20 protein-coding genes are annotated in these 20,180 nt (G+C 69.9%); 18 read left to right on the forward strand and 2 right to left on the reverse strand.

Annotated features, from left to right (window positions below):
- The first annotated feature begins 33 nt into the window (after positions 1–33).
- From FZ029_RS11810 to FZ029_RS11840, 7 genes are all read left to right on the forward strand, one after another.
- Complete coding sequence (locus FZ029_RS11810; protein WP_149269408.1) at positions 34–390, forward strand: hypothetical protein; 357 nt, start codon at positions 34–36, stop codon at positions 388–390.
- 129 nt (positions 391–519) lie between these two features.
- On the forward strand, positions 520–999 hold the full coding sequence (locus FZ029_RS11815; protein WP_247892271.1) for a hypothetical protein: 480 nt from the start codon (positions 520–522) through the stop codon (positions 997–999).
- Between the two features lie 118 nt (positions 1,000–1,117).
- Positions 1,118–2,305, forward strand: coding sequence for a phosphoserine transaminase (locus FZ029_RS11820; protein ID WP_149269409.1), 1,188 nt, complete (start codon positions 1,118–1,120; stop codon positions 2,303–2,305).
- 483 nt (positions 2,306–2,788) lie between these two features.
- Entirely contained in the window at positions 2,789–3,733 is a 945-nt protein-coding gene (locus tag FZ029_RS11825; RefSeq protein ID WP_149269410.1) for an SDR family NAD(P)-dependent oxidoreductase, read from the forward strand.
- A 57-nt stretch (positions 3,734–3,790) separates the two neighbouring features.
- Positions 3,791–4,564: an HNH endonuclease family protein gene (locus tag FZ029_RS11830; RefSeq protein WP_149269411.1), complete on the forward strand. Its 774-nt coding sequence runs from the start codon at positions 3,791–3,793 to the stop codon at positions 4,562–4,564.
- Positions 4,565–4,672: 108 nt separating this feature from the next.
- Complete coding sequence (locus tag FZ029_RS11835) at positions 4,673–6,073, forward strand: amidase (RefSeq protein WP_149269412.1); 1,401 nt, start codon at positions 4,673–4,675, stop codon at positions 6,071–6,073.
- Between the two features lie 117 nt (positions 6,074–6,190).
- A complete protein-coding gene (locus tag FZ029_RS11840) occupies positions 6,191–7,972 on the forward strand; it encodes an ABC transporter ATP-binding protein/permease (protein WP_149269413.1) in 1,782 nt (593 codons plus the stop codon).
- Positions 7,973–7,979: 7 nt separating this feature from the next.
- Here FZ029_RS11840 and FZ029_RS11845 read toward each other — a convergent pair whose 3' ends face one another.
- Together FZ029_RS11845 and gcvA are read right to left on the reverse strand one after the other, a co-directional pair.
- Complete coding sequence (locus FZ029_RS11845) at positions 7,980–8,897, reverse strand: glycosyltransferase family A protein (protein ID WP_149269414.1); 918 nt, start codon at positions 8,895–8,897, stop codon at positions 7,980–7,982.
- A 54-nt stretch (positions 8,898–8,951) separates the two neighbouring features.
- A complete protein-coding gene (gene gcvA, locus FZ029_RS11850) occupies positions 8,952–9,851 on the reverse strand; it encodes a transcriptional regulator GcvA (protein WP_149269415.1) in 900 nt (299 codons plus the stop codon).
- 127 nt (positions 9,852–9,978) lie between these two features.
- On the opposite strand from gcvA, the gene FZ029_RS11855 reads away from it, so the two are divergent.
- The 11 genes from FZ029_RS11855 to FZ029_RS11905 all read left to right on the forward strand — a co-directional run bounded on the left by FZ029_RS11855 (position 9,979) and on the right by FZ029_RS11905 (position 20,158).
- Positions 9,979–11,661 (forward strand): thiamine pyrophosphate-binding protein, encoded by a 1,683-nt coding sequence (locus FZ029_RS11855; protein ID WP_149269416.1) that lies wholly within the window; start codon positions 9,979–9,981, stop codon positions 11,659–11,661.
- A gap of 169 nt (positions 11,662–11,830) precedes the next feature.
- Positions 11,831–13,327, forward strand: coding sequence for an aldehyde dehydrogenase family protein (locus FZ029_RS11860; protein ID WP_149199273.1), 1,497 nt, complete (start codon positions 11,831–11,833; stop codon positions 13,325–13,327).
- A gap of 98 nt (positions 13,328–13,425) precedes the next feature.
- Positions 13,426–14,673, forward strand: a complete 1,248-nt coding sequence (locus FZ029_RS11865) for an EAL domain-containing protein (RefSeq protein ID WP_149269417.1) — start codon at positions 13,426–13,428, stop codon at positions 14,671–14,673.
- 95 nt (positions 14,674–14,768) lie between these two features.
- Entirely contained in the window at positions 14,769–15,620 is an 852-nt protein-coding gene (locus FZ029_RS11870) for a MotA/TolQ/ExbB proton channel family protein (RefSeq protein ID WP_149269418.1), read from the forward strand.
- The gene (locus tag FZ029_RS11875; RefSeq protein WP_149269419.1) at positions 15,607–16,488 is read left to right on the forward strand and encodes a flagellar motor protein MotB; all 882 of its coding nucleotides are present in this window, start codon (positions 15,607–15,609) and stop codon (positions 16,486–16,488) included. The genes FZ029_RS11870 and FZ029_RS11875 overlap by 14 nt, the downstream gene beginning before the upstream one ends.
- A 313-nt stretch (positions 16,489–16,801) precedes the next feature.
- Positions 16,802–18,208: a F0F1 ATP synthase subunit beta gene (atpD, locus tag FZ029_RS11880; RefSeq protein WP_149269494.1), complete on the forward strand. Its 1,407-nt coding sequence runs from the start codon at positions 16,802–16,804 to the stop codon at positions 18,206–18,208.
- Positions 18,205–18,675, forward strand: a complete 471-nt coding sequence (locus FZ029_RS11885) for a F0F1 ATP synthase subunit epsilon (RefSeq protein ID WP_149269420.1) — start codon at positions 18,205–18,207, stop codon at positions 18,673–18,675. The genes atpD and FZ029_RS11885 overlap by 4 nt, the downstream gene beginning before the upstream one ends.
- Entirely contained in the window at positions 18,672–18,950 is a 279-nt protein-coding gene (locus tag FZ029_RS11890; RefSeq protein ID WP_149269421.1) for an AtpZ/AtpI family protein, read from the forward strand. The genes FZ029_RS11885 and FZ029_RS11890 overlap by 4 nt, the downstream gene beginning before the upstream one ends.
- A 1-nt stretch (position 18,951) precedes the next feature.
- The gene (locus FZ029_RS11895) at positions 18,952–19,242 is read left to right on the forward strand and encodes an ATP synthase subunit I (RefSeq protein ID WP_149269422.1); all 291 of its coding nucleotides are present in this window, start codon (positions 18,952–18,954) and stop codon (positions 19,240–19,242) included.
- Positions 19,239–19,913 (forward strand): F0F1 ATP synthase subunit A, encoded by a 675-nt coding sequence (locus FZ029_RS11900; RefSeq protein ID WP_149269423.1) that lies wholly within the window; start codon positions 19,239–19,241, stop codon positions 19,911–19,913. Before FZ029_RS11895 ends, FZ029_RS11900 begins: the two co-directional genes overlap by 4 nt.
- 5 nt (positions 19,914–19,918) lie before the next feature.
- Complete coding sequence (locus tag FZ029_RS11905; RefSeq protein WP_012977203.1) at positions 19,919–20,158, forward strand: F0F1 ATP synthase subunit C; 240 nt, start codon at positions 19,919–19,921, stop codon at positions 20,156–20,158.
- The last annotated feature ends 22 nt before the right edge of the window (positions 20,159–20,180 follow it).

Genomic DNA, 20,180 nt, shown 5'->3' on the forward strand with positions numbered 1-20,180 from the left:
ACAAGATACCCCCGACACCAGGAGGACGCCGGAATGACTGGCCGCTTTGGGTTTGGATTGAAAGCCGTGGTTCTGGGCGCTCTGGTCGCCGGATCGATGCTGGGCGCCACCGTCGGCCCCGCCGCCGCCCATGACGACTGGCGCGGACGAGGCGACCATGGCCGCGAATGGTACGGCCCCGGCCGCGGCGGACCGGACTGGCGCTGGGAGCGCCCCCATCACCGTCATTGGCGCGAGCGCGGCGCCTATTACGCCCCGCCGCCCGTCGTCTACGCCCCGCCCCCGGTCGTTTACGCGCCGCAGCCGCGGGTGATCTATGCGCCGCCGCCCGTCGTCTATGCGCCGCAGCCGGTGGTTCCGGGCTTCGGTCTCAGGGTCAACATCCGCTGACGCTCCCGGCTGCCGGTACATCCGGCCCCCGGCGAAAAGGACGGCTTCCGGCGAAGCGCTCCCCGCATTATGGTGCGCCCCGTTCGGTAAAGCCGCCCCGCCGGGGCGCAGCAGCCAGGGAGACGGGTTTTGCGGGTTCTTAGCGTGTGCGCCGCGGCGGTGGGCAGCCTTTCCATCGCCTTCGGGATCGCCGGCACGGTTGCCGGTTCTGCCGATGCGGCCGAGCCCCGCCTGATGGCGGCGCTGGGCAACACCGTGCTGACGATGACCGACATCGGGCCGAAGCACACCCAGGTGTCGGTGAACGACCAGCCCGTGTTCGAGGACAAGGAGAGCGACATGCTGTCCTTCGTCGGCGCCTATTCGCTGAAGGACCGCTGGATCGCCCTGTTCCAGGCCGATACCGGCGCCAAGGACTGCCCCACCCGCTTCCGCATCCTGGAGGTCGGCGGCCCGCAGCCGCTGGTCTCCTATCCCTTCGGCTCCTGCAGCGATGCCGCCCAGGTCACCATCGACAACGATGTGCTGACGATCTCGATGCCGCAACCCGGCGGCGGGGGCGAGGCCGCCTGGACCTATCGCAACGGCAAGATCGGCCGCACCAAGTGAGCAATCGGCACGGCAGGGTTCCGCGTCCCGCACCGTGTCCCTAGATTGACGGCGGCAGGCGCAGCTTTTAAGGTCCGGACCTCCGCACATTCCCGTTCTGGGACAGGAAGTTCGCTCCATGACTGCCAGCAGCGCCAGCCGGCCCAGCCGCCGGCCCAACACTCCGCTCTTCTCCTCGGGTCCCTGCGCGAAGCGTCCGGGCTGGTCGCTCGACGCGCTGGACGGCGCGCTGCTCGGCCGCTCCCACCGCTCCAAGCCGGGCAAGGCCAAGCTGAAGGAGGTCATCGACCTCACCCGCGCGGTGCTGGGCATCCCCGGCGACTACCGCATCGGCATCGTCCCCGCCTCCGACACCGGGGCGGTGGAGATGGCGCTGTGGTCGATGCTGGGTGCCCGCGGCGTCGACATGCTGGCCTGGGAAAGTTTCGGCAAGGAATGGGTGACCGATGTCGCCAAGCAGCTGAAGCTGCCGGACGTCCGCAACCTGATCGCCCCCTATGGCGAATTGCCGGACCTGTCGGCGGTCGATTTCAGCCACGATGTCGTTTTCACCTGGAACGGCACCACCGCCGGCGTCAGGGTGGCCGACGGCGACTGGATCGCCGACGACCGCGAAGGGCTGACCATCTGCGACGCCACCTCGGCCGCCTTCGCCATGGCGCTGCCCTGGCACAAGATCGACGTCGCCACCTGGTCCTGGCAGAAGGTGCTGGGCGGCGAGGCGGCGCACGGCATGCTGGTGCTGAGCCCGCGCGCGGTCGAACGGCTGGAGAGCTTCCAGCCCGACCGGCCGCTGCCGAAGATCTTCCGCCTGACCAAGAACGGCAAGCTGATCGAAGGCATCTTCGAAGGCGACACCATCAACACGCCGTCGATGCTGTGCGTCGAGGACGCCATCGACGGCCTGCGCTGGGCCCTGTCGCTGGGCGGCCTGACCCAGCTGATCCGCCGGTCGGAGCAGAACCTGCGCATCGTCGCCGACTGGGCGGAAACCAGCAGATGGGCCGGCTTCCTGGCCAAGGACCCTGCCAACCGCTCCTGCACCTCGATCTGCCTGCGCTTCACCGATCCCGACGTGACCGCTTTGACGGAGGAGGCGCAGGCCGCCTTCGCCAAGAAACTGTCCGCCCTGTTGGAGAAGGAGGAGGCCGCCTTCGACGCCGGCTCCTACCGCGACGCGCCTCCCGGCCTGCGGCTGTGGGGCGGCGCCACGGTGGAGAACGAGGATATGGAGGCGGTGCTGCCCTGGCTCGACTGGGCCTTCGCCACCGTCAAGGCGGAGGTCCTCGGCCCCAAGCAGGGCTGAGTTCGACCAAGCGCGAGCCGGGCCGTAATCCACAGCCCTGTCCGCCCCCCTCAAAAAGCCCCACCGTGGCACAGCCGCCACGGTGGGGCTTTTTGCATGGGCTGCTCTTGTGCTTTGCAGCAAAGGATCGGGCCAGGAAACCGTTCGTACACCGCAGCATTTCTGCACCAGTGTGACCGGCCTGACGCGTGTTCCAACCTCGCAAGCTTGACCATGGTTATCCACAGAACCGTGGACAAGGTGGTGGATAAGCCTGTTGAACCATCGGTGCCGCCTGTCCCGAAACCGTCATGGAGGAAACGGGACCGATTCGCCCCCGTGGTCGCCCGACGGGCGGGGGCGGCTCCCCGGTTGAGGCACTGCCCTATCCCGAAGATGGTCTGGCAGCCTGTCGGTTGTGTCCCGACTCTTGGAAGGGATTTCCGGCGGTCCCGCTGCGGTGCGGCAACGCCGGTGCAACGAAGGAAGGGCTCGGGAACGACCATGGCGCACTACCTCATCACCGGCGGCTGCGGTTTCATCGGCTCGCATCTGGCCGACCGGCTGCTCGCCGACGGGCACCGGGTGACGATCCTCGACAACATGTCGAGCGGCCGGCTGGAGAACAAGCCGAGCGCCGCGACGCTGGTGGTGGGCGACGTCGCCGACCCCGACGCGGTGCGCGAGGCGATGGCCGGCCATTCCGGCGAAGGCGTGGACGGCGTTTTCCACCTCGCCGCCGTCGCGTCAGTGCAGAAATCACGGGAGCTGTGGGCGGAGACCCACCGCACCAACCTGCTGGGCACCGTCACCGTGTTCGAGGCGGCGCGCGACGCCAAGCGCGGCAGCCCGATCCCGGTGGTCTACGCCTCTTCCGCCGCCGTCTATGGCGACAACACCAACACCCCGCTGAAGGAGGACGAGTTGCCGCGCCCGCTGTCGGCCTATGGCGTCGACAAGCTTGGCTGCGAGATGCACGCCCGCGTCGCCTGGGCGATCCAGGGGGTGCCGACGGTCGGCTTCCGTTTCTTCAACGTCTATGGCCCGCGCCAGGACCCGTTGTCGCCCTATTCCGGCGTGATCTCCATCTTCGCCCGCCGGGTCGCCCGCGGCGAGGACGTGGAGATCCACGGTGACGGCCAGCAGGTCCGCGATTTCGTCTTCGTCGGCGATGTGGTCCGCATCCTGGCGCTGACGATGGAGCGGCGCTTCGCCGGGTCGCAGGTCTACAATCTCTGCACCGGCCGCGCGACCTCGCTGGTGATGCTGCTGGAGGTGCTGCAGGAACTGTGCAACAGCAAGGTCCGCCGCCGCCACACCGAACCGCGGGCCGGCGACATCCGCGTGTCGATCGGCGACCCGTCGCTGATGCGCTCCACCTTCGACACCATATGTCAGGTCGGCCTGCTCCAGGGCCTGAGCGCCACCCTGACCGGCCGTATGCCTTGAGGGCGGTGCCGTAGGCGGGTATGAGGGGAAGGGCACAGTCATCGAGGTGAACGAAACATGGCCCGCCGCCGATCCCTGCCCCTGCGGGCACTGTTCGTCATCCTGGCGGTCCTCGCCGTCGTCGCGGTGGCGGAGCGGGTCCACATCATCCCGCCCGGAACGCTCGACCGCCTGCTGGGGCAGGAGCCCCACCGTCCCCGCCAGCCGCGCAAGCAGGAGCAGGTAGAGCCCCCTCCTCCGGCCGTCGCCCGCGCCACCGACAAGATCGACTACGCCGAGGTCGCCCGGCAGCTCGACGGCATCCGGGTGGAGCCGGAGAAGCGACGCGGCTACGACCGCGATGCGTGGCCGCACTGGCTGGCGCTGGAGGGCGGCTGCCTGAATTCGCGCGAGAAGGTGCTGATCCGCGACTCCCGGCGTCCGGCGACGCTCGACGCCAAGGGCTGCAGCGTGAAATCCGGCGACTGGATCGATCCCTACACCGGCGAACGCTACACCGACCCGCAGGTGGTCGACATCGACCACCGAGTGCCGCTGGAGGAGGCCTATGCCAGCGGCGGCTACGATTGGAGCCGGGAGAAGCGTGCCGCATACGCCAATGACACCAGCGACCCGCTGACCCTGCTGGTTTCCAGCCGCGAGGCCAACCGCGCCAAAGGCTCCAAGGGACCGGAGGACTGGCTGCCGCCCAAGCGCGACGGCATCTGCCTCTATGTCGCCGACTGGATCCTGGTGAAGGCGCGCTGGAGCCTCAGCATGGACGAGCGGGAGCGGGTGACCGTCGGCAACATCCTGAACGACTGCCGCGCCTCCGCCGCGCAGCAGCGCTGACGCAGCCCTGCCCTGTATGGTGCATTGTTGGGCGCACCACCGGTTTCGCGCTACCGTCCGCCCGAGAATCCGCCCAAGAATCGGATGGCCGGAAATCGGGAGGGATGCATGACCCAGGACTCCAACACCCTGTGGAGGGAAGGCGCCGCCACCCTGGCGGAACGGCTGGCGAAGCGGGAGCTGTCGGCACGCGAAGCGGTCGAGGCGCATATGGCGCGGATCGCCGCGGCCGAACCGGCGCTGTCCGCCTTCATCACCGTCGCCGCCGAAAAGGCCCTGGCCCGCGCCGACGCGCTGGACGCCCGGCCGGCGCCCGTCGGTCCGCTGCATGGGATTCCGGTGGCGGTGAAGGATCTGACCGACACCGCGGGCATCCGCACCACCTACGGCTCTGCGCTCTATGCCGACCATGTGCCGGCCAGCAACGACATCGCGGTTGCGCGGATCGAGGCGGCGGGCGGCATCGTCATCGGCAAGACCAACACACCGGAGTTCGGCTTCGGCGCCATCTGCCGGAACCGCCTGTATGGACCGACCCGCAACCCGGCCGATCCGGCTTTGACCTCCGGCGGGTCGAGCGGCGGGTCGGCGGCGGCGGTCGCGGTCGGCATGGTGCCGCTGGCGCACGGCACCGACTATGGCGGGTCGGTGCGGATCCCGGCCAGCTTCTGCGGCATCGCCTCCATCCGGCCGACTCCGGGGCTGATCCCGGCGCCCGGCCGCGCGCTGGGCTGGGACACGCTGGCGACCCATGGCGTGCTGGCCCGCGACACCGCGGATTGCGCCCTGCTGTTGTCGGCGATGGCCGGCAGCGACCTGCGCGACCCGACCTCCCTGTTCGGCGACCGCGATGACGGATCGGAGACGCGGCTGGGCGCCACCGCCGATTTCGGCGTCGCCACCGTCTCCCAGGCGGTGCGGGAGCGCTTCGCCGAAGCGGTCGACCGGCTGGAGCGGGCCGCCGGGCCGGTCGCGCGCCGCCATCCCGACTGCGGCGACGCCATGGCGACCTTTCGCACCCTGCGCGCCGCCCAGACCCGCCACGCCTTCGGCCCGATGCTGGCAAAACATGGCGAGGCGCTGACCGAAACCATCCGCTGGAACATCGAGGCCGGCGCCGGCATCACCGCCGACGCCTATCTGGAGGCGCAGGCCGCCCGCACGGCGCTCTACCGCCGCTTCGTCGCGCTGTTCGAGGAGATCGACGTGCTGGCCGCCCCGGCCTGCGGCGTGCTGCCCTGGCCGAACGAGGACGGCGAGGTGACGGCGATCGACGGCCGGCCGGTGGAGTCCATCCTCGACTATCTCGGCGTCACCGCCATCGTCACGCTCATCGGCTTCCCCGTGCTGACCCTGCCCGTCGGCGGTCCGGATGGCGGTGACGCGCTGCCCTTCGGCATCCAGCTGATCGCACGGCCGGGCGAGGAACGCCGCCTGATCCGCCTGGGCCGCATGCTGGAGCGGGAGGCAGGGTTCACCCACCGCTGGGCCGCCGCCTGGGCTCCCTGACCGGGCACCTGCCGCCGGGACGCGATCCGCGGCAGGTGACAGCGAATTCATGCCTTTGGCGCGGCAAAGGGTGGTAATCGGCACACCATGTGCTGACCGCTTGCGAGTGCCCGACCGATGCCCGCGCGTGCATACCATCCGCCCGCTCCCACCGGACGCCTGTCCGCCGCCCGCCATTTCCTGTCCGACGTCTGGCGCCTGACCAGACCCTATTGGTCGTCGGAGGAGAAATGGGCGGCGCGCGGCCTGTTGGCGGCGATCGTCGTTCTCAATCTGGCGGCGGTGTTCATGGAGGTCTGGTTCACCCAGATCAACGCCGACATCTTCAACGCGCTGCAGGAGAAGGACCAGAGCGGCTTCATCCATGCCCTGCTGGTGTTCGGCGGGCTGGCGCTGGTGTTCATCGCGGTGGCGGTCTATCGCCTCTATCTGAACCAGATGCTGCAGATCCGCTGGCGCCGCTGGCTGACCGAACGCTATCTCGGCGATTGGCTGGAGAACCAGACCTATTACCGTCTGCAGTTCGCCAACACCGGCACAGACAACCCCGACCAGCGCATCGCCGAGGATCTGCGCGGTTTCGTTCAACTGACCCTCAGCCTGTCGCTGGGCTTCCTGACCAATCTGGTCTCCTTGGTCTCCTTCCTCGCCATCCTGTGGAGCCTGTCCGGGTCGGTCACGATCCCATGGCTGGACATCGACCTTCCCGGCTACATGGTGTGGGTGGCCCTGGTCTATGCCGTCGCCGGCACATGGATCACCCACAAGATCGGCAGGCCGCTCGCCCGGCTCAGCTTCGACCAGCAGCGTTACGAGGCCGACTTCCGCTTCGCCCTGGTCCGCCTGCGCGAGAATGCCGAGAGCGTCGCCCTGCAACAGGGCGAGACGCAGGAGGCGCGCGGTTTCGGCGACCGCTTCGCCCGCGTCGTCGCCAACTGGTGGTCGCTGATGCGCACGCAGAAGCGGCTGGTCTGGTTCACCTCCGCCTACGGGCAGATCGCCGTCATCTTCCCGCTGCTGGTCGCCGCCCCGCGCTATTTCAGCGGCGCCCTGCCGCTGGGATCGCTGATGCAGACCTCCCAGGCCTTCGGGCAGGTGCAGGGATCACTGTCCTGGTTCATCGACGCCTACGTGAACCTCGCCGACTGGCATGCCACCACCAGCCGTCTGACCGGCTTTCACCATGCGGTTCAGACGGTGCGCGCCGCCGGCCGCGACAATGCGGGGGTGGAGCGCACGGCGGCCATGGACGGCGCCCTGACGCTGGACGGGCTGGCCCTGACCCTGCCCACCGGCGGCACGCCGCTGGTCCGTGCCGACCTGACGGTGCAGCCGGGCGACACGGTGCTCATCACCGGCCCTTCCGGTTCGGGCAAGAGCACCATCCTGCGCGCCATCGCCGGCATCTGGCCCTTCGGCCATGGCCGCATCGCCCTGCCTGCCGGCGGCGGCGCAACCGCCAACGGCAGCATGGTCCTGCCGCAGAAGCCCTATCTGCCGATCGGCACGCTGCGCGCCGCCGTCACCTATCCCGCCGCTGCCGACGCCTTCGAGGCGGAAGCGGTGCGCGAGGTGCTGGACGCCGTCGGCATGGCCGGATTCGCCGACCGACTGGAGGAGGAGGACCACTGGTCGCAACGGCTGTCCGGCGGCGAACAGCAGCGCATCGCCATCGCCCGCGCCCTGCTGCACAAGCCCGACTGGCTCTATCTGGACGAAGCGACCTCCGCCTGCGATCCGGAGACGGAGGAGAGGCTGTACGGCCTGCTGCGCGCCCGCCTGCCCGGCACCACCCTGGTCAGCATCGGCCACCGCCCCAGCCTCGCCGCCTTCCACGACCGCAGGCTGACGGTGCGGCGCAACGGCGACGGGATCGGGGAACTGGCGGCGGCGGGGTGAAGCAGACTTACGGCTGCCGCAGGATCGCCTGTTGGAAGCGCAGCACCCGGTTGTTGACGATCTGATCGAGCACCGACCGCGATTCGCCGAAGACCGGTTCGGTCCACTGTTTCGCCTTCGTCGCGGCAGCCACCGCTTCGCACAGGGAGGAGAAGCTGAAGCTGCCGCCGCCCGGCGGGGCTCCGGCGAACAGGTTGGCCAGCGCCGCCACCTCCAACTGGCTCAGGTGGGGGTAGAAATCGGCGATCAGCCCCTTGCGGATGCGATAAACCGCCGAGGCGGTGCCGGTGACGTTCCGGGACAGCGCCGCCGGGTGGCGGCGGTAGCGCAGCAGCGGCTTCTTCACATTGGTGAAGACGGCGCCCGCACGCATGAAATCGATCCAGAAGGCAAGATCGCCGCCCGACACATAGGCCTGGTTCCAGCGGATCCGGTGCTCCATCAGGAAGTCGCGGCGGAACAGCGAGGTGGCGTCGAACACGTTGCGCGCCGCTTCCAGGAACAGCGCCTTGATGTCGCAATCTTCAGTTGCCGCGTCACTCGCTCCGGTGGCGTCCCCGAACATCTCCAGATCGGCGCCGCAGACCGTCACCTCCGGCCGGCTGTCCAGCACCGCCACCTGCAGGGCGAGGCGGTCGGGCGCCGCGATGTCGTCGCTGTCCATGCGCGCGACATACTCCGCCTCCGCCAGTGCCAGCCCGACATTGAGGATGCCGGACAGGCCGAGCTGCACCGGGTTGCGGAAGACCTTCAGCCGGGAATCCCCCATCGCCAGCACCCGGTCGGCGGTCCCGTCGGTCGAACCGTCATCCAGCACCAGAAGCTCGAAGTCACCAAAGGTCTGGCCCAGGATCGACTCCACGGCCTCCTCGACATAGGCCGCCGAATTCCAGGCCGGCAGCAGAACCGAGACGCGGGGAGCCATGCGAACATCCTCGAATAAGAAGAAAGCCCAACCATGCGTGGAAGAGCATTCGTCTTATATTGCACAACCGCGCGCCTCCGCCAGCAGCCATTGGCGGAAGGCGGCGAAGGGCGGGTGGTTGGCCTTGCCGCGGGGGTGGACGAGGTAATAAGCGCGCGCGCTGCGGTGCGGGCGGTCGATGGCCGGGACCAGGGTGCCGTCGTCCAGCTCGGCGCGGACCAGCAGGGTCGGCAGCAGGGCGACGCCCAGCCCAGCCTCCGCCGCCTGGGCGGTGGTGGCGAACTGTTCGAACACCATGCCGGCGCCGGGGCGCGGCGGCAGCCCCTGGGCCGTCAGCCAGTCGTTCCAGGCATCGGCGCGGGTGCTGGTGTGCAGCAGCGGCAGGGACAGCAGGTCGGCAGGGTCCGCCACCGGATGCGCCTTGAGAAAGGCGGGCGAGCAGACCGGCAGCACCTCCTCATCCAGCAGATGGTCGCAGACGGCGTCGGGCCAGTCGCCGAAGCCGTAATGGATGGCCGCGTCCAGGTCGTGCAGGCGGAAATCGAAGGGCGCCAGCTTGGTGGTGAAGTGGATCGTCACCTGCGGGTGCGCCGCCTGGAAGGCCGGCAGCCGCGGCACCAGCCAGCGCGTCCCGAAGGTCGGCAGGATGGCGAGGTTCAGCACGCCGCCCTTGGGCGCGGCGATGGTCCGCACGGTCGCCGCCGCGATTTGGCGCAGGGCGTCACGGATCGGATCGGCATAGAGCGCCCCGGTCGGGGTCAGCGTCACCCGTTGCCCTTTGCGGGTGAACAGCGGCGTGCCGATCTGGTCCTCCAACGCCTTGATCTGCCGGCTGACCGCCCCTTGGGTCAGCGACAGCTCGGCCGCCGCGGCGGTGAAGCTGCCGGTGCGGGCGGCCGCCTCGAAGGCGGTCAGCATGCTCATGGAGGGGAGGAGGCGGCGCTGCAGATCCATGCCCCCTTCATTACCAAAGCTCATGACCTGTGGAAAGAAAGTCGTTTGCGCCCTGGCGCACGGCACGGCACGCTCGCTATCCTGGAGATCCGGAAAATTCCCATAGGCTGGGCGGGGCGGCATCGCGATGAAGACCGGTGGTCAGTTGATCGTCGAAGCGCTGGAGGCGCAAGGCGTGCGGCGGGTGTTCGGCGTGCCGGGCGAGAGCTATCTCGCCGTGCTGGACGCCCTGCACGACAGCCCGATCGAGATGGTCGTCGCCCGTCACGAAGGCGGTGCGGCGATGATGGCGGAGGCGCAGGCCAAGCTGACCGGCCGCCCCGGCGTCTGCCTCGTCACCCGCGGCCCCGGCGCCACCAATGCCGCGTCGGGTATCCATGTCGCCCAGCAGGACGAAACCCCGCTGGTCGTGCTGGTCGGCCAGATCGAACGCGGCATGCGAGGTCGCGACGCCTTCCAGGAGGTCGATTACGGCAAGCTGTTCGGCGGCATGTGCAAATGGGTCGCCGAAATCGACAGCGCCGACCGCGTGCCGGAGATGATCTCCCGCGCCTTCCACACCGCGATGGCCGGCCGTCCCGGTCCGGTGGTGCTGGCCCTGCCGGAAGACACGCTGACCGAGACCGCCGCATTGGCAGCCGATGTCGCCATCGCCCCGTGGGCCGAGCCGGTGGAGTGCGCCCCCACGCCGGCGCAGCTGGCGTCCTTCGGCGCCCTGCTCGCCAAGGCGGAACGGCCGCTTCTGGTCGTCGGCGGCTCCCGCTGGACGGCGGAGTCGGTCGCGGCGCTGCAAGGCTTTGCCGAAAAGCTGTCGCTGCCGGTGGCGGTCACCTTCCGCCGCCAGATGCTGTTCGACCACTGCCACCCGCTCTATGCCGGCGACATCGGGCTGGGCATCAACCCGAAGCTGACGGCGCTGGTCAGGGACAGCGACCTGCTGATCCTGCTGGGCGACCGCTTCTCCGAAGTGCCGTCGCAGAGCTACGACCTGCTGGGCATCCCCGATCCCCAAAAAACCGGGGGCAAGTCGGTGGTGCACATCCACCCCGGCGCCGAAGAGATCGGCCGCGTCTATCGCCCGACGCTGGGCATGGTCGCCACCCCGGCCGGCTTCCTCGACGCGGTGGCGGAACTGAGCCTGACCGCGAAGCCTGAATGGAAGGCCCGCGCCGAGGCCGCGCACGCCGCCTATGAAGCCTGGAGCACCCCGCCCGACGCCATTCCCGGCGACGTGCAGATGGGCCGCATCATGGCTTGGCTGGACGAACGGCTGGAACATGACGCGATCTTCACCAACGGCGCCGGCAACTACGCCACCTGGATTCACCGTTTCCACCGCTTCCGCCGCTTCGGCACCCAGGCGGCGCCGGTCTGCGGCTCCATGGGCTACGGCTTGCCCGCCGCCATCGCCGCCAAGTTGCAGCACCGCACCCGCGACGTGCTGTGCTTCGCCGGCGACGGCTGCTTCCAGATGACGGGGCTGGAGTTCGGAACCGCCGTTCAGGAAGGGGCCGCCGTGATCGTGCTGGTCGTCGACAACGGCATGTACGGCACCATCCGCATGCATCAGGAGCGCGAATATCCCGGCCGCGTGTCCGGCACCCGGCTGCAGAATCCCGACTTCGCCGCCTTCGCCCGCGCATATGGCGGCCATGGCGAGACGGTGGAGACCACCGACCAGTTCGCCCCGGCCTTCGAACGCGCCCGCGCGTCGGGCCTGCCGGCGATCATCCACATCAAGCTCGACCCCGAAGCCCTGACCCCGTCCCGGACGCTGTCCGAGATCCGCGCGGCGGCGATGGGAAAGTGATTTAACACTCTCCACCACCTAAGTCCCCTCTCCCCCCCGGGGAGAGGGTTAGGGGGGGGGGGAAGCACCGCAGGATTTTCGCAAAAGTCCCGCCACGCATCCCCCTCACCCCGTCCCTCTCCCCGGGGGGGAGAGGGGGAGTTCTTTACAGACCCAAGGAGCCACCCCGGTGCAGCACAGCGACATCCTCTCCCGTTTCGGCCTGACCTCCAGCGAAGCCGGTCTCACCGCCCGGTCGCCGGTGGACGGCGCCACGCTCGCCACGGTGGCGGAGACCGCGCCGTCGCAGGTGTCGGACATCGTCGCCAACGCCGCCCGCGCCTTCGAGGCATGGCGCTCGGTGCCGGCCCCGCGCCGCGGCGAGCTGGTCCGCCTGCTGGGCGAGGAGCTGCGCGCCGCCAAGGAGGATCTCGGCCGTCTGGTTTCGCTCGAAGCCGGCAAGATCTTCCAGGAAGGCCTGGGCGAAGTGCAGGAGATGATCGACATCTGCGACTTCGCCGTCGGCCTGTCGCGCCAGCTCTACGGCCTGACCATCGCGTCGGAGCGTCCGGGCCATTCCATGCGCGAGACCTGGCACCCGGCCGGCCCCTGCCTTGTCATCTCCGCCTTCAACTTCCCGGTGGCGGTGTGGTCGTGGAACGCGGCGCTGGCGCTGGTCTGCGGCGACCCGGTCGTCTGGAAGCCGTCGGAAAAGACCCCGCTGACCGCCGCCGCCTGTCAGGTCATCTTCGACCGCGCCGTCGCCCGCTTCGGCGACGCGCCGGCCAACCTGTCCCAGGTCGTCCAGGGCGGCCGTGAGATCGGCGAGGCGCTGGTCGCCCACCCCGGCTTCCCCATCGTTTCGGCCACCGGCTCCACCCGCATGGGCCGCGAGGTTTCCAAGGTGGTGGCGGAGCGGTTCGGCCGCTCCATCCTGGAGCTGGGCGGCAACAACGCCATGATCGTCGCCCCGTCGGCCGACCTCGACATGGCATTGCGCGCCATCCTGTTCTCCGCCGTCGGCACCTGCGGCCAGCGCTGCACCACGCTGCGCCGGCTGATCGTCCACCGCTCGGTCAAGGACCAGCTGCTGCCGCGCCTGAAGGCGGCCTATGCCTCGGTTTCGATCGGCAGCCCGCTGGAAACCGGCGTTCTGATGGGTCCGCTGGTCGACGCCGACGCCTTCAAGGCGATGCAGCGCGCGCTGGACTCCGCGAAGGCCGAGGGCGGCACGGTGACCGGCGGCGAGCGCACGCTGACCGACCGCTTCCCCAACGCCTATTACGTCACCCCCGCCATCGTCGAGATGCCGGCCCAGACCGAGGTGGTTCGGCACGAGACCTTCGCGCCGATCCTCTATGTCCTGACCTACGACACGCTGGACGAGGCCATCGCGCTGCAGAACGCGGTGCCGCAGGGCCTGTCCTCCTGCATCTTCTCCACCGACATCCGTGAGACGGAGCGCTTCCTGTCGGCCGCCGGGTCCGACTGCGGCATCGCCAACGTCAACATCGGCCCCAGCGGTGCGGAAATCGGCGGCGCCTTCGGCGGCGAGAAGGAGACCGGCGGTGGCCGCGAGTCCGGGTCGGATTCGTGGAAGGCCTACATGCGCCGCCAGACCGCGACGGTGAACTACTCCTCCGCGCTGCCGCTGGCCCAGGGCATCAAGTTCGAGATCATGGGCTGATCGACGACTGAGTCCCGACCTCCGCGGCGTCATCGCCCCTTGCGAGCAGCATTTCGCGGCGCGACACTCCGGTAGCGACGACGAAATCGAGGGGAGCGATGGCGGACGCGGCAGGTCATACGGTTCTGGCACGCCTGCAAGCCCTGCGGGCGGCGCCGGAACCGCTGGCGGCCCTGCTGGCCGACCTGCGTGGGATCGAACATGGCGGCGATCCCCGCTTCGCCATGACGCTCGACCATTATCTGCAAAGCTGGTTGGGCAGCCAGCCGCGCGAGGTGTTCCGGCTGGCCGGCCCCCGCCTGCTGATCCTGGCGCCGGCCGATGCCGGCCCGTTGCTCGACGCCGGGGCGAAGGCTTTGGGCCACATGCTGCTGTCCCACGGCTTCGGCACGCTCCACGCCACCCGCTACGACGTGGCGACGGAGGCGGAGCGGCTGTTCGCCGACCTGTTCCCCAACGACGCCACCGCCGCCCTGCGCGAGGCGGCGGAACGCGCGCCCACCGCGGCGCTCGCCCATCTGCTGGAGGTGGAGCGGGTGCTGCACGGCGCCGATGTCGACAGCATCGTTCGCGAACAGCCGGTGTGGTCCTTCGCCGGCGACCGTGCCGCAGTGGTCGCCACCGAACTGGCGGTGTCGCTGGAGGAGCTGGAATCCCGCCTCTCCCTGTCCCTTCGCCGCGATTCCTGGCTGCGGCACGAGGTGGCGGTGCGGCTCGACCGCGGGTTGTTGCGCCATATCGCCCGCGACCGCGCCCACGATCCCCGCCCCTTCACCGTCGATCTGCACACCGCGACGGCGCTGGACGACGACTTCGAGGAGCTGGCCCGCGCCATTCCGACGGAGATGCGCGGACGGATCACCGCCGAGCTTCCCTGCTGGGAACTCACCCTTGCCCCATCCCAGGTGGTTGCGGCGGCGGGTCGCCTCAGCGATGCCGGATTCGCGGTGGCGCTGGACCATGTGCCGCTGGCGGCGCTCGACAGTCTCGATTTGGCCGGGCTGGAACCCGCCTTCATCAAGACGCAGTGGATCCACGGAGCCGCCGGCGCCGGCGACAAGCTCTCCGCCGCGGTCGCCCGCTTCGGTGCCGGGCGGCTGGTGCTGTGGCGCTGCGAAGGGCCTGCTGCGCTCGATACCGGACGCGCCGCCGGAGTCACCCTGTTCCAGGGCCGCGCCGCCGATGCCGCAGCCGCCGCCCCCCGCCGCCTGTCCGAGAACCAGCCCCGCCCCGTCGCGGACGAAGCGGAGGAACCGGAAGAAGCCGCCCCGGCCCTGGTGGAAATGGCGGAGCCCCCCCCGTCGTCCCGCCCCGGCCTGCTCGGCCGGCTGTTGGGCCGCGGCTGACAGCCGCACGGCCCAGGCATCCGCGCCCCGCAATTGACAGCCGGTCATTACGGGTTCCTAATAGTTAAAATGCTAACGAACAACGAAGGCGTCGGATGTCCGTCCAAACGCCAACTCAAGCGCCGCCCCAATCGCCCGCCAGACCGTCTCCCGCCCCGGCGGCCTCCCGCTCTCCACGCCTGCTGAACGCCACCGTTTTCGGACTTTTCGGGGCCTTCGGGCTGCTGTCCTACATCGGCATCGGCCATGGGATGGAGGCGCTGTGGAACCCGACCGGCGCCGTCATCATCGCCGGCGGTATCGCCGTCGCCGCCTTGATGGCCTTCCGGGCCAGCGAACTGCGCACCGCCCTGGCCTCGCTCCGCGCGATCTTCCGTGACGACGAGTCCATCGCCCCCGACATCGCGGAGCTGGTGGCCTTCGCCCGCCTGTATCAGCGCGGCCAGATCCAGCGGGCGGAGGAACAGGGAACCAGGGCCGGCAGCCCCTTCCTGCGGCTGGGGTTGCAGCTGATCGCCGACGGCACGCCGGTCAACGACATCCTCCATGTGATGAACTGGCGCATCCAGAAGCTGATCGAGCGGGAATCGGTGCAGTCGCGCCTGTATCGCACCCTGGCCGGACTAGCGCCCGCCTTCGGGCTGCTGGCGACGCTGGTCGGGCTAATCGGCATGATGGCGCAGCTCGGCACCGCGACGATCTCGCAGGTGGGCGAGCACATGTCGGTGGCGCTGGTGGCGACGCTGTACGGCGTGGTTCTGGCCAACCTCGTCTTCAAGCCGATCGCCATCAAGCTGGAACAGCGCACGGCACGGCGTGTGGCGATGCTGAACGTGCTGCTGGAAGGCATCATCCTGGTACGGCTCGGCCGCTCGCCGACGGTCATCGCCGAAGCGCTTGCCGAGTTCGTGCGCGAGCGCGGGGACGAACTCCATGGCACCTCCTGACGACGGGGTGCGGGACCGGGATCTGGCGCCGGACGACGCGCAGGACCTCGCCACCCCCACCTGGGCGACCAATTTCGGAACGACCGGCGGCCTGCTGCCCGCGGCGGCGGACGACGACCAGGAGATCTGGCTGCTCAGCTACTCCGACCTCGTCACGCTCCTGCTGTCGGTGTTCGTCATGCTGCTGGCGATCACGACGCTGAAGGACCAGCTGCCGACCACGCCACAGCCGGAAACGCCCGCCGTCGCGCTCCAGACGACCGCAACGCTCCCGCCCCTGTTCGACGAAGCGGAACCGGCAATGGTTCCCCAGCCCGCTCCGCCAGAGCCGACCCGACCGCCCGACCCGCGCCCGCGCCTGGACGACGACGAAGTGGCGGTGACCGCCCCCGATCTGGTCGCGGCACGGTGGCGCGAAGCCCTGGCGAAGCTGGGCGTGCCGCCCAGCGTGGCGGTCGATGTGCGGCAGAACCGGGTCGGCATCGTCATCGGCGACGGCATCCTTTTCGCCCCCGGACAGGCCGACCTGACGCCGGGCGGCGACGGGCTGCTGCGCCGGCTGGCCCCGACGCTGGCGGCGACCCGTGGCGAGGTGGTGGTGGAGGGACACAGCGACTCCACGCCGATCGGCAACCGCCGCTTCCCCTCCAACTGGGAGCTGTCCGGCGGCCGGGCGGCCAGCGTGGTCCGCCGGCTGATCGAGCTGGGGCTGCCGCCGGACCGTTTGTCGGCGGTGGGCTTCGCCGACACCCGGCCGCTGTCCGCCGGCGGCGATCCGGCATCGCTGGCCCGCAACCGCCGCGTCGCCATCACCATCCGGGCCGACGGCCTTCCCGCCGGCCAAGCCCCCGTCAGAGCGATTCCATAGGGGCAGGGTTTGATTTGACGCAATGCAGCGACACGGCGAAGGGGGCTATGCTGAGGTCTGGTGGTCGATCTGGTTGACGTATTGTCCTCCACCCCGATGGCGCCGCCCCCGGCGGAGGTTTCCCGGCGGAAACCTTCAACAGGGGCATCCCGGCGCCCCTTCCCCCGCCCGCCGGGGGAAGGTCGGGGAGGCCTCTTCCCGCGGCACCGCCCTGGCCGCCACCATTCCGCACGGTTCCCGTCCCGCCCGACCGGCTGGAGTGACCATGTCCGCACTGCCTTCCGCGACCCAGTTCTCCGACCAACCTGCCACCATGATTCCGGCCACCGGACAGGTGGTCGCCGTCCGTGGCTCGGTCATCGACCTCCGCTTTCCCGAAGCGGCGATGCCGCCGCTGTTCGAGGCGGTGGAGATCCTGTGGGACGGCCCCGAACGGCTGGTGGCGGAGGTGCAGAGCCACCTCGACGCCCAGACCGCGCGCGCCATCGCGCTCCAAGGCACCTCCGGTCTGCAGCGCGGCACACCGGCCCGCTCCACCGGCAGTCCGCTGACCGCCCCGGTGGGCGACGCGGTGCTGGGCCGGCTGATCGACGTCATGGGGCTGGCGCGCGACGACGGGCCGGAGCTGCCGCCCGACACCCCGCGCGCCCCGATCCACCGCGCCCCGCCGCCGCTCGCCCGCCGCAGTCCGCGCCGCGATCTGTTGGAAACCGGCATCAAGGTGATCGACCTGCTGGCCCCGATGGCCCGCGGCGGCAAGGCGGCGATGTTCGGCGGCGCCGGGGTCGGCAAGACCGTGCTGGTGATGGAGCTGATCCGCAAGATGGTGGAGCGCCACACCGGCATCTCCGTCTTCGCCGGCATCGGCGAACGCTCCCGCGAGGGGCAGGAGTTGTGGGAGGAGATGAAGCGCTCCGGCGTGCTCGACCGCACCGCGCTCGTCTTCGGCCAGATGAACGAGCCGCCGGGCGCGCGCTGGCGCGTCGGGCTGACCGCGCTGACCATCGCCGAGCATTTCCGTGACGAGGAACGGCGCGACGTGCTTCTGCTGATGGACAACGTCTTCCGATTCGTCCAGGCCGGTGCCGAGGTGTCGGGTCTGCTGGGCCGCCTGCCGTCGCGCGTCGGCTATCAGCCCACGCTCGCCAGCGAGATCGCCGAGCTTGAGGAGCGGGTGGCCTCCACCCCCGGTGCGGTGGTGACGGCGATCCAGGCGGTCTATGTCCCGGCCGACGACTTCACCGATCCGGCGGTGGCGGAGCTGTTCAGCCATCTCGACAGCTCCATCGTGCTGTCGCGCGCCATGGCGGCGGAGGGGCTGTACCCGGCGGTCGACCCGCTGACCTCCACCTCCAGCCTGCTCGACCCGCTGGTGGTGGGGGAGGCGCACTACCGGCTGGCGGAGGAGGTGCGCAAGACCATCGCCCATTACCGCGAATTGCAGGACGTCATCGCGCTGCTGGGCATGGAGGAGCTGAGCGCCGCCGACCGTCTGGCCGTGCGCCGCGCCCGCCACCTGCAGCGATTCCTGACCCAGCCTTTCATGGTGACGGAGGCCTTCACCGGCCATGCCGGCGTCAGCGTGCCGCTGGAAGAGACGCTGAAGGGCTGCCGCGCCATCCTGGACGGCGACTGCGACGACTGGGCCGAAAGCGCCTTCTTCATGACCGGAACCCTGGATCAGGTCCGCGAGCGCGACAGCGCCGGGAGGGGCACATGAGCGACCTTTCCCTCATCATCACCACACCCACCTCCGTCGCCGCCCGGCTCACCGGTCTCCGCCATCTGCGGGCGGAGGATGCCAGCGGCGCCTTCGGCATCTGGCCCGGCCATGCCGACCTGCTGACCGCCCTGGCGATCTCCGTCATCAGCTGGCGCGGTGCCGACGGGCGGGAGGGCCATTGCGCCGTGCGCGGCGGGGTGCTGACCATCCACGACGGTGCGCGGATCGCGGTGGCGACGCGCGAAGCGGTACCCGGCGATGACCTGCACGCGCTGGAACGCGACGTGCTGGCCCGCTTCCGCCGCAACGTGGAGGAGGAGGGGGAGGCGCGGTCCGGTGCCCGCCGCATGCATCTGGCCGCGATCCGCCACATCCTGGCCTATCTGCGCCCGGACCGCCGCCGTTCGGAGAATCCTGGCGGGCCCTTCGCACCCACCCCCGACGGCGGGGAGGACGCGCCATGACCGACGAGCAGGATCCGCTTCCCGACAGCGTCCGCCGCCGCCGCGAACGGCGGGAGCACTGGCTGCGCGAGGGCGAACGGCCGATGGGCCGCAACCTCGCCCTGATCGGGGCACTGGGCTGGCTGGTGATCGTACCGACGCTGGCCGGCCTGTTCGCCGGGCGCTGGCTCGACGCGCGGGCCGGCGGCGGCATTTTCTGGACGGCGGCGCTGCTGTTCGCGGGCGTGGTGCTCGGCGGATGGCTCGCCTGGAACCGCATCGAGCAGGAACGCTGACATGACGACCGCGCCTTACCTCCTTCCCATCGTCGCCGGGGCTCTGGCCGGTCTGGTACTCGGCGTCCTGTTCTTCCGCGGGCTGGCGGCGACGGCACGGCTCTATGCGCTGGGCGGGGTCCGCCGGGCGGTGCCGCTCTATCTGCTGCGGCTGGCCGGCGCCACCGCCGGATTCACCATCGCCGCCATCTGGGGCGGAGCAGAGGCGCTGCTGGCGATGCTCGTCGGCTTCCAACTGGCCCGCACCGTCGTGGTCCGCCGGGAAAGGCGGGCGCAGGAGGGGACGCCATGACCGAATCCCCGCTGACCACGCCGGTTGTCTTCCTGCTGGGTCCGGTTCCGGTCACGCTGCCGGTCGTCGTCACCTGGGGGCTGATGGCGGTCATGGCGCTCGGTTCCGCGCTGGCGACCCGGCGGCTGCGGGTGGAGCGGCCCGGCCCAGCCCAGACCGTATTGGAGCTGGTGGTGGAAAGCCTGCGCCGGCAGATCGCTGAGACGATGCAGACCGACGCCACCCCCTTCCTGCCGCTGTTGGGCACGTTGTTCCTTTATCTGGCGGTCGCCAACCTGTCGGGGCTGGTGCCGGGGTTGAAGGCGCCGACCGCCTTCCTGGAGACGGCGATGGCGCTGGCGCTGGTCGTGCTGCTGGCCTCCCAGGCGCTGGGCATCCGCCGGCGCGGCCTGTGGGCCTATCTGAAGGGCTTCGCCCACCCCACCCCGCTGCTGCTGCCGCTGAACCTGCTGTCGGAGCTGACGCGCGCCTTCTCGCTGTCGATCCGCCTGTTCGGCAATGTGATGAGCGGGGAGTTCGTGATCGCCATCGTGCTGTCGCTGGCCGGCCTGTTCGTGCCGGTGCCGCTGATGGCGCTGGAACTGCTGCTGGGCCTCGTCCAGGCGTACATCTTCACCATTCTCGCCGCGGTCTTCATCGGCGGCGCCGTCGGAACAATCGAGAAAGGCTAAGAACCATGGACGTCCATGCCATCAGCATCCTCGGCGCCGCACTGGCGGTGTCGGTCGGCGCCATCGGCCCGGCATTGGCCGAGGGCCGTGCCGTCGCCGCCGCGATGGAGGCCATCGCCCGCCAGCCAGAAGCCGCCAACACCCTGTCGCGCACCCTGTTCGTCGGTCTGGCGATGATCGAGACCATGGCGATCTACTGCCTTGTCGTGGCGCTGCTTCTGCTGTTCGCCAACCCGTTCGCCTGAGCGCCGCAACCCCGAGGTCCGT

The sequence above is a fragment of the Azospirillum sp. Sh1 genome, from assembly GCF_008365135.1.
GTDB classification, from domain to species: domain Bacteria; phylum Pseudomonadota; class Alphaproteobacteria; order Azospirillales; family Azospirillaceae; genus Azospirillum; species Azospirillum oryzae.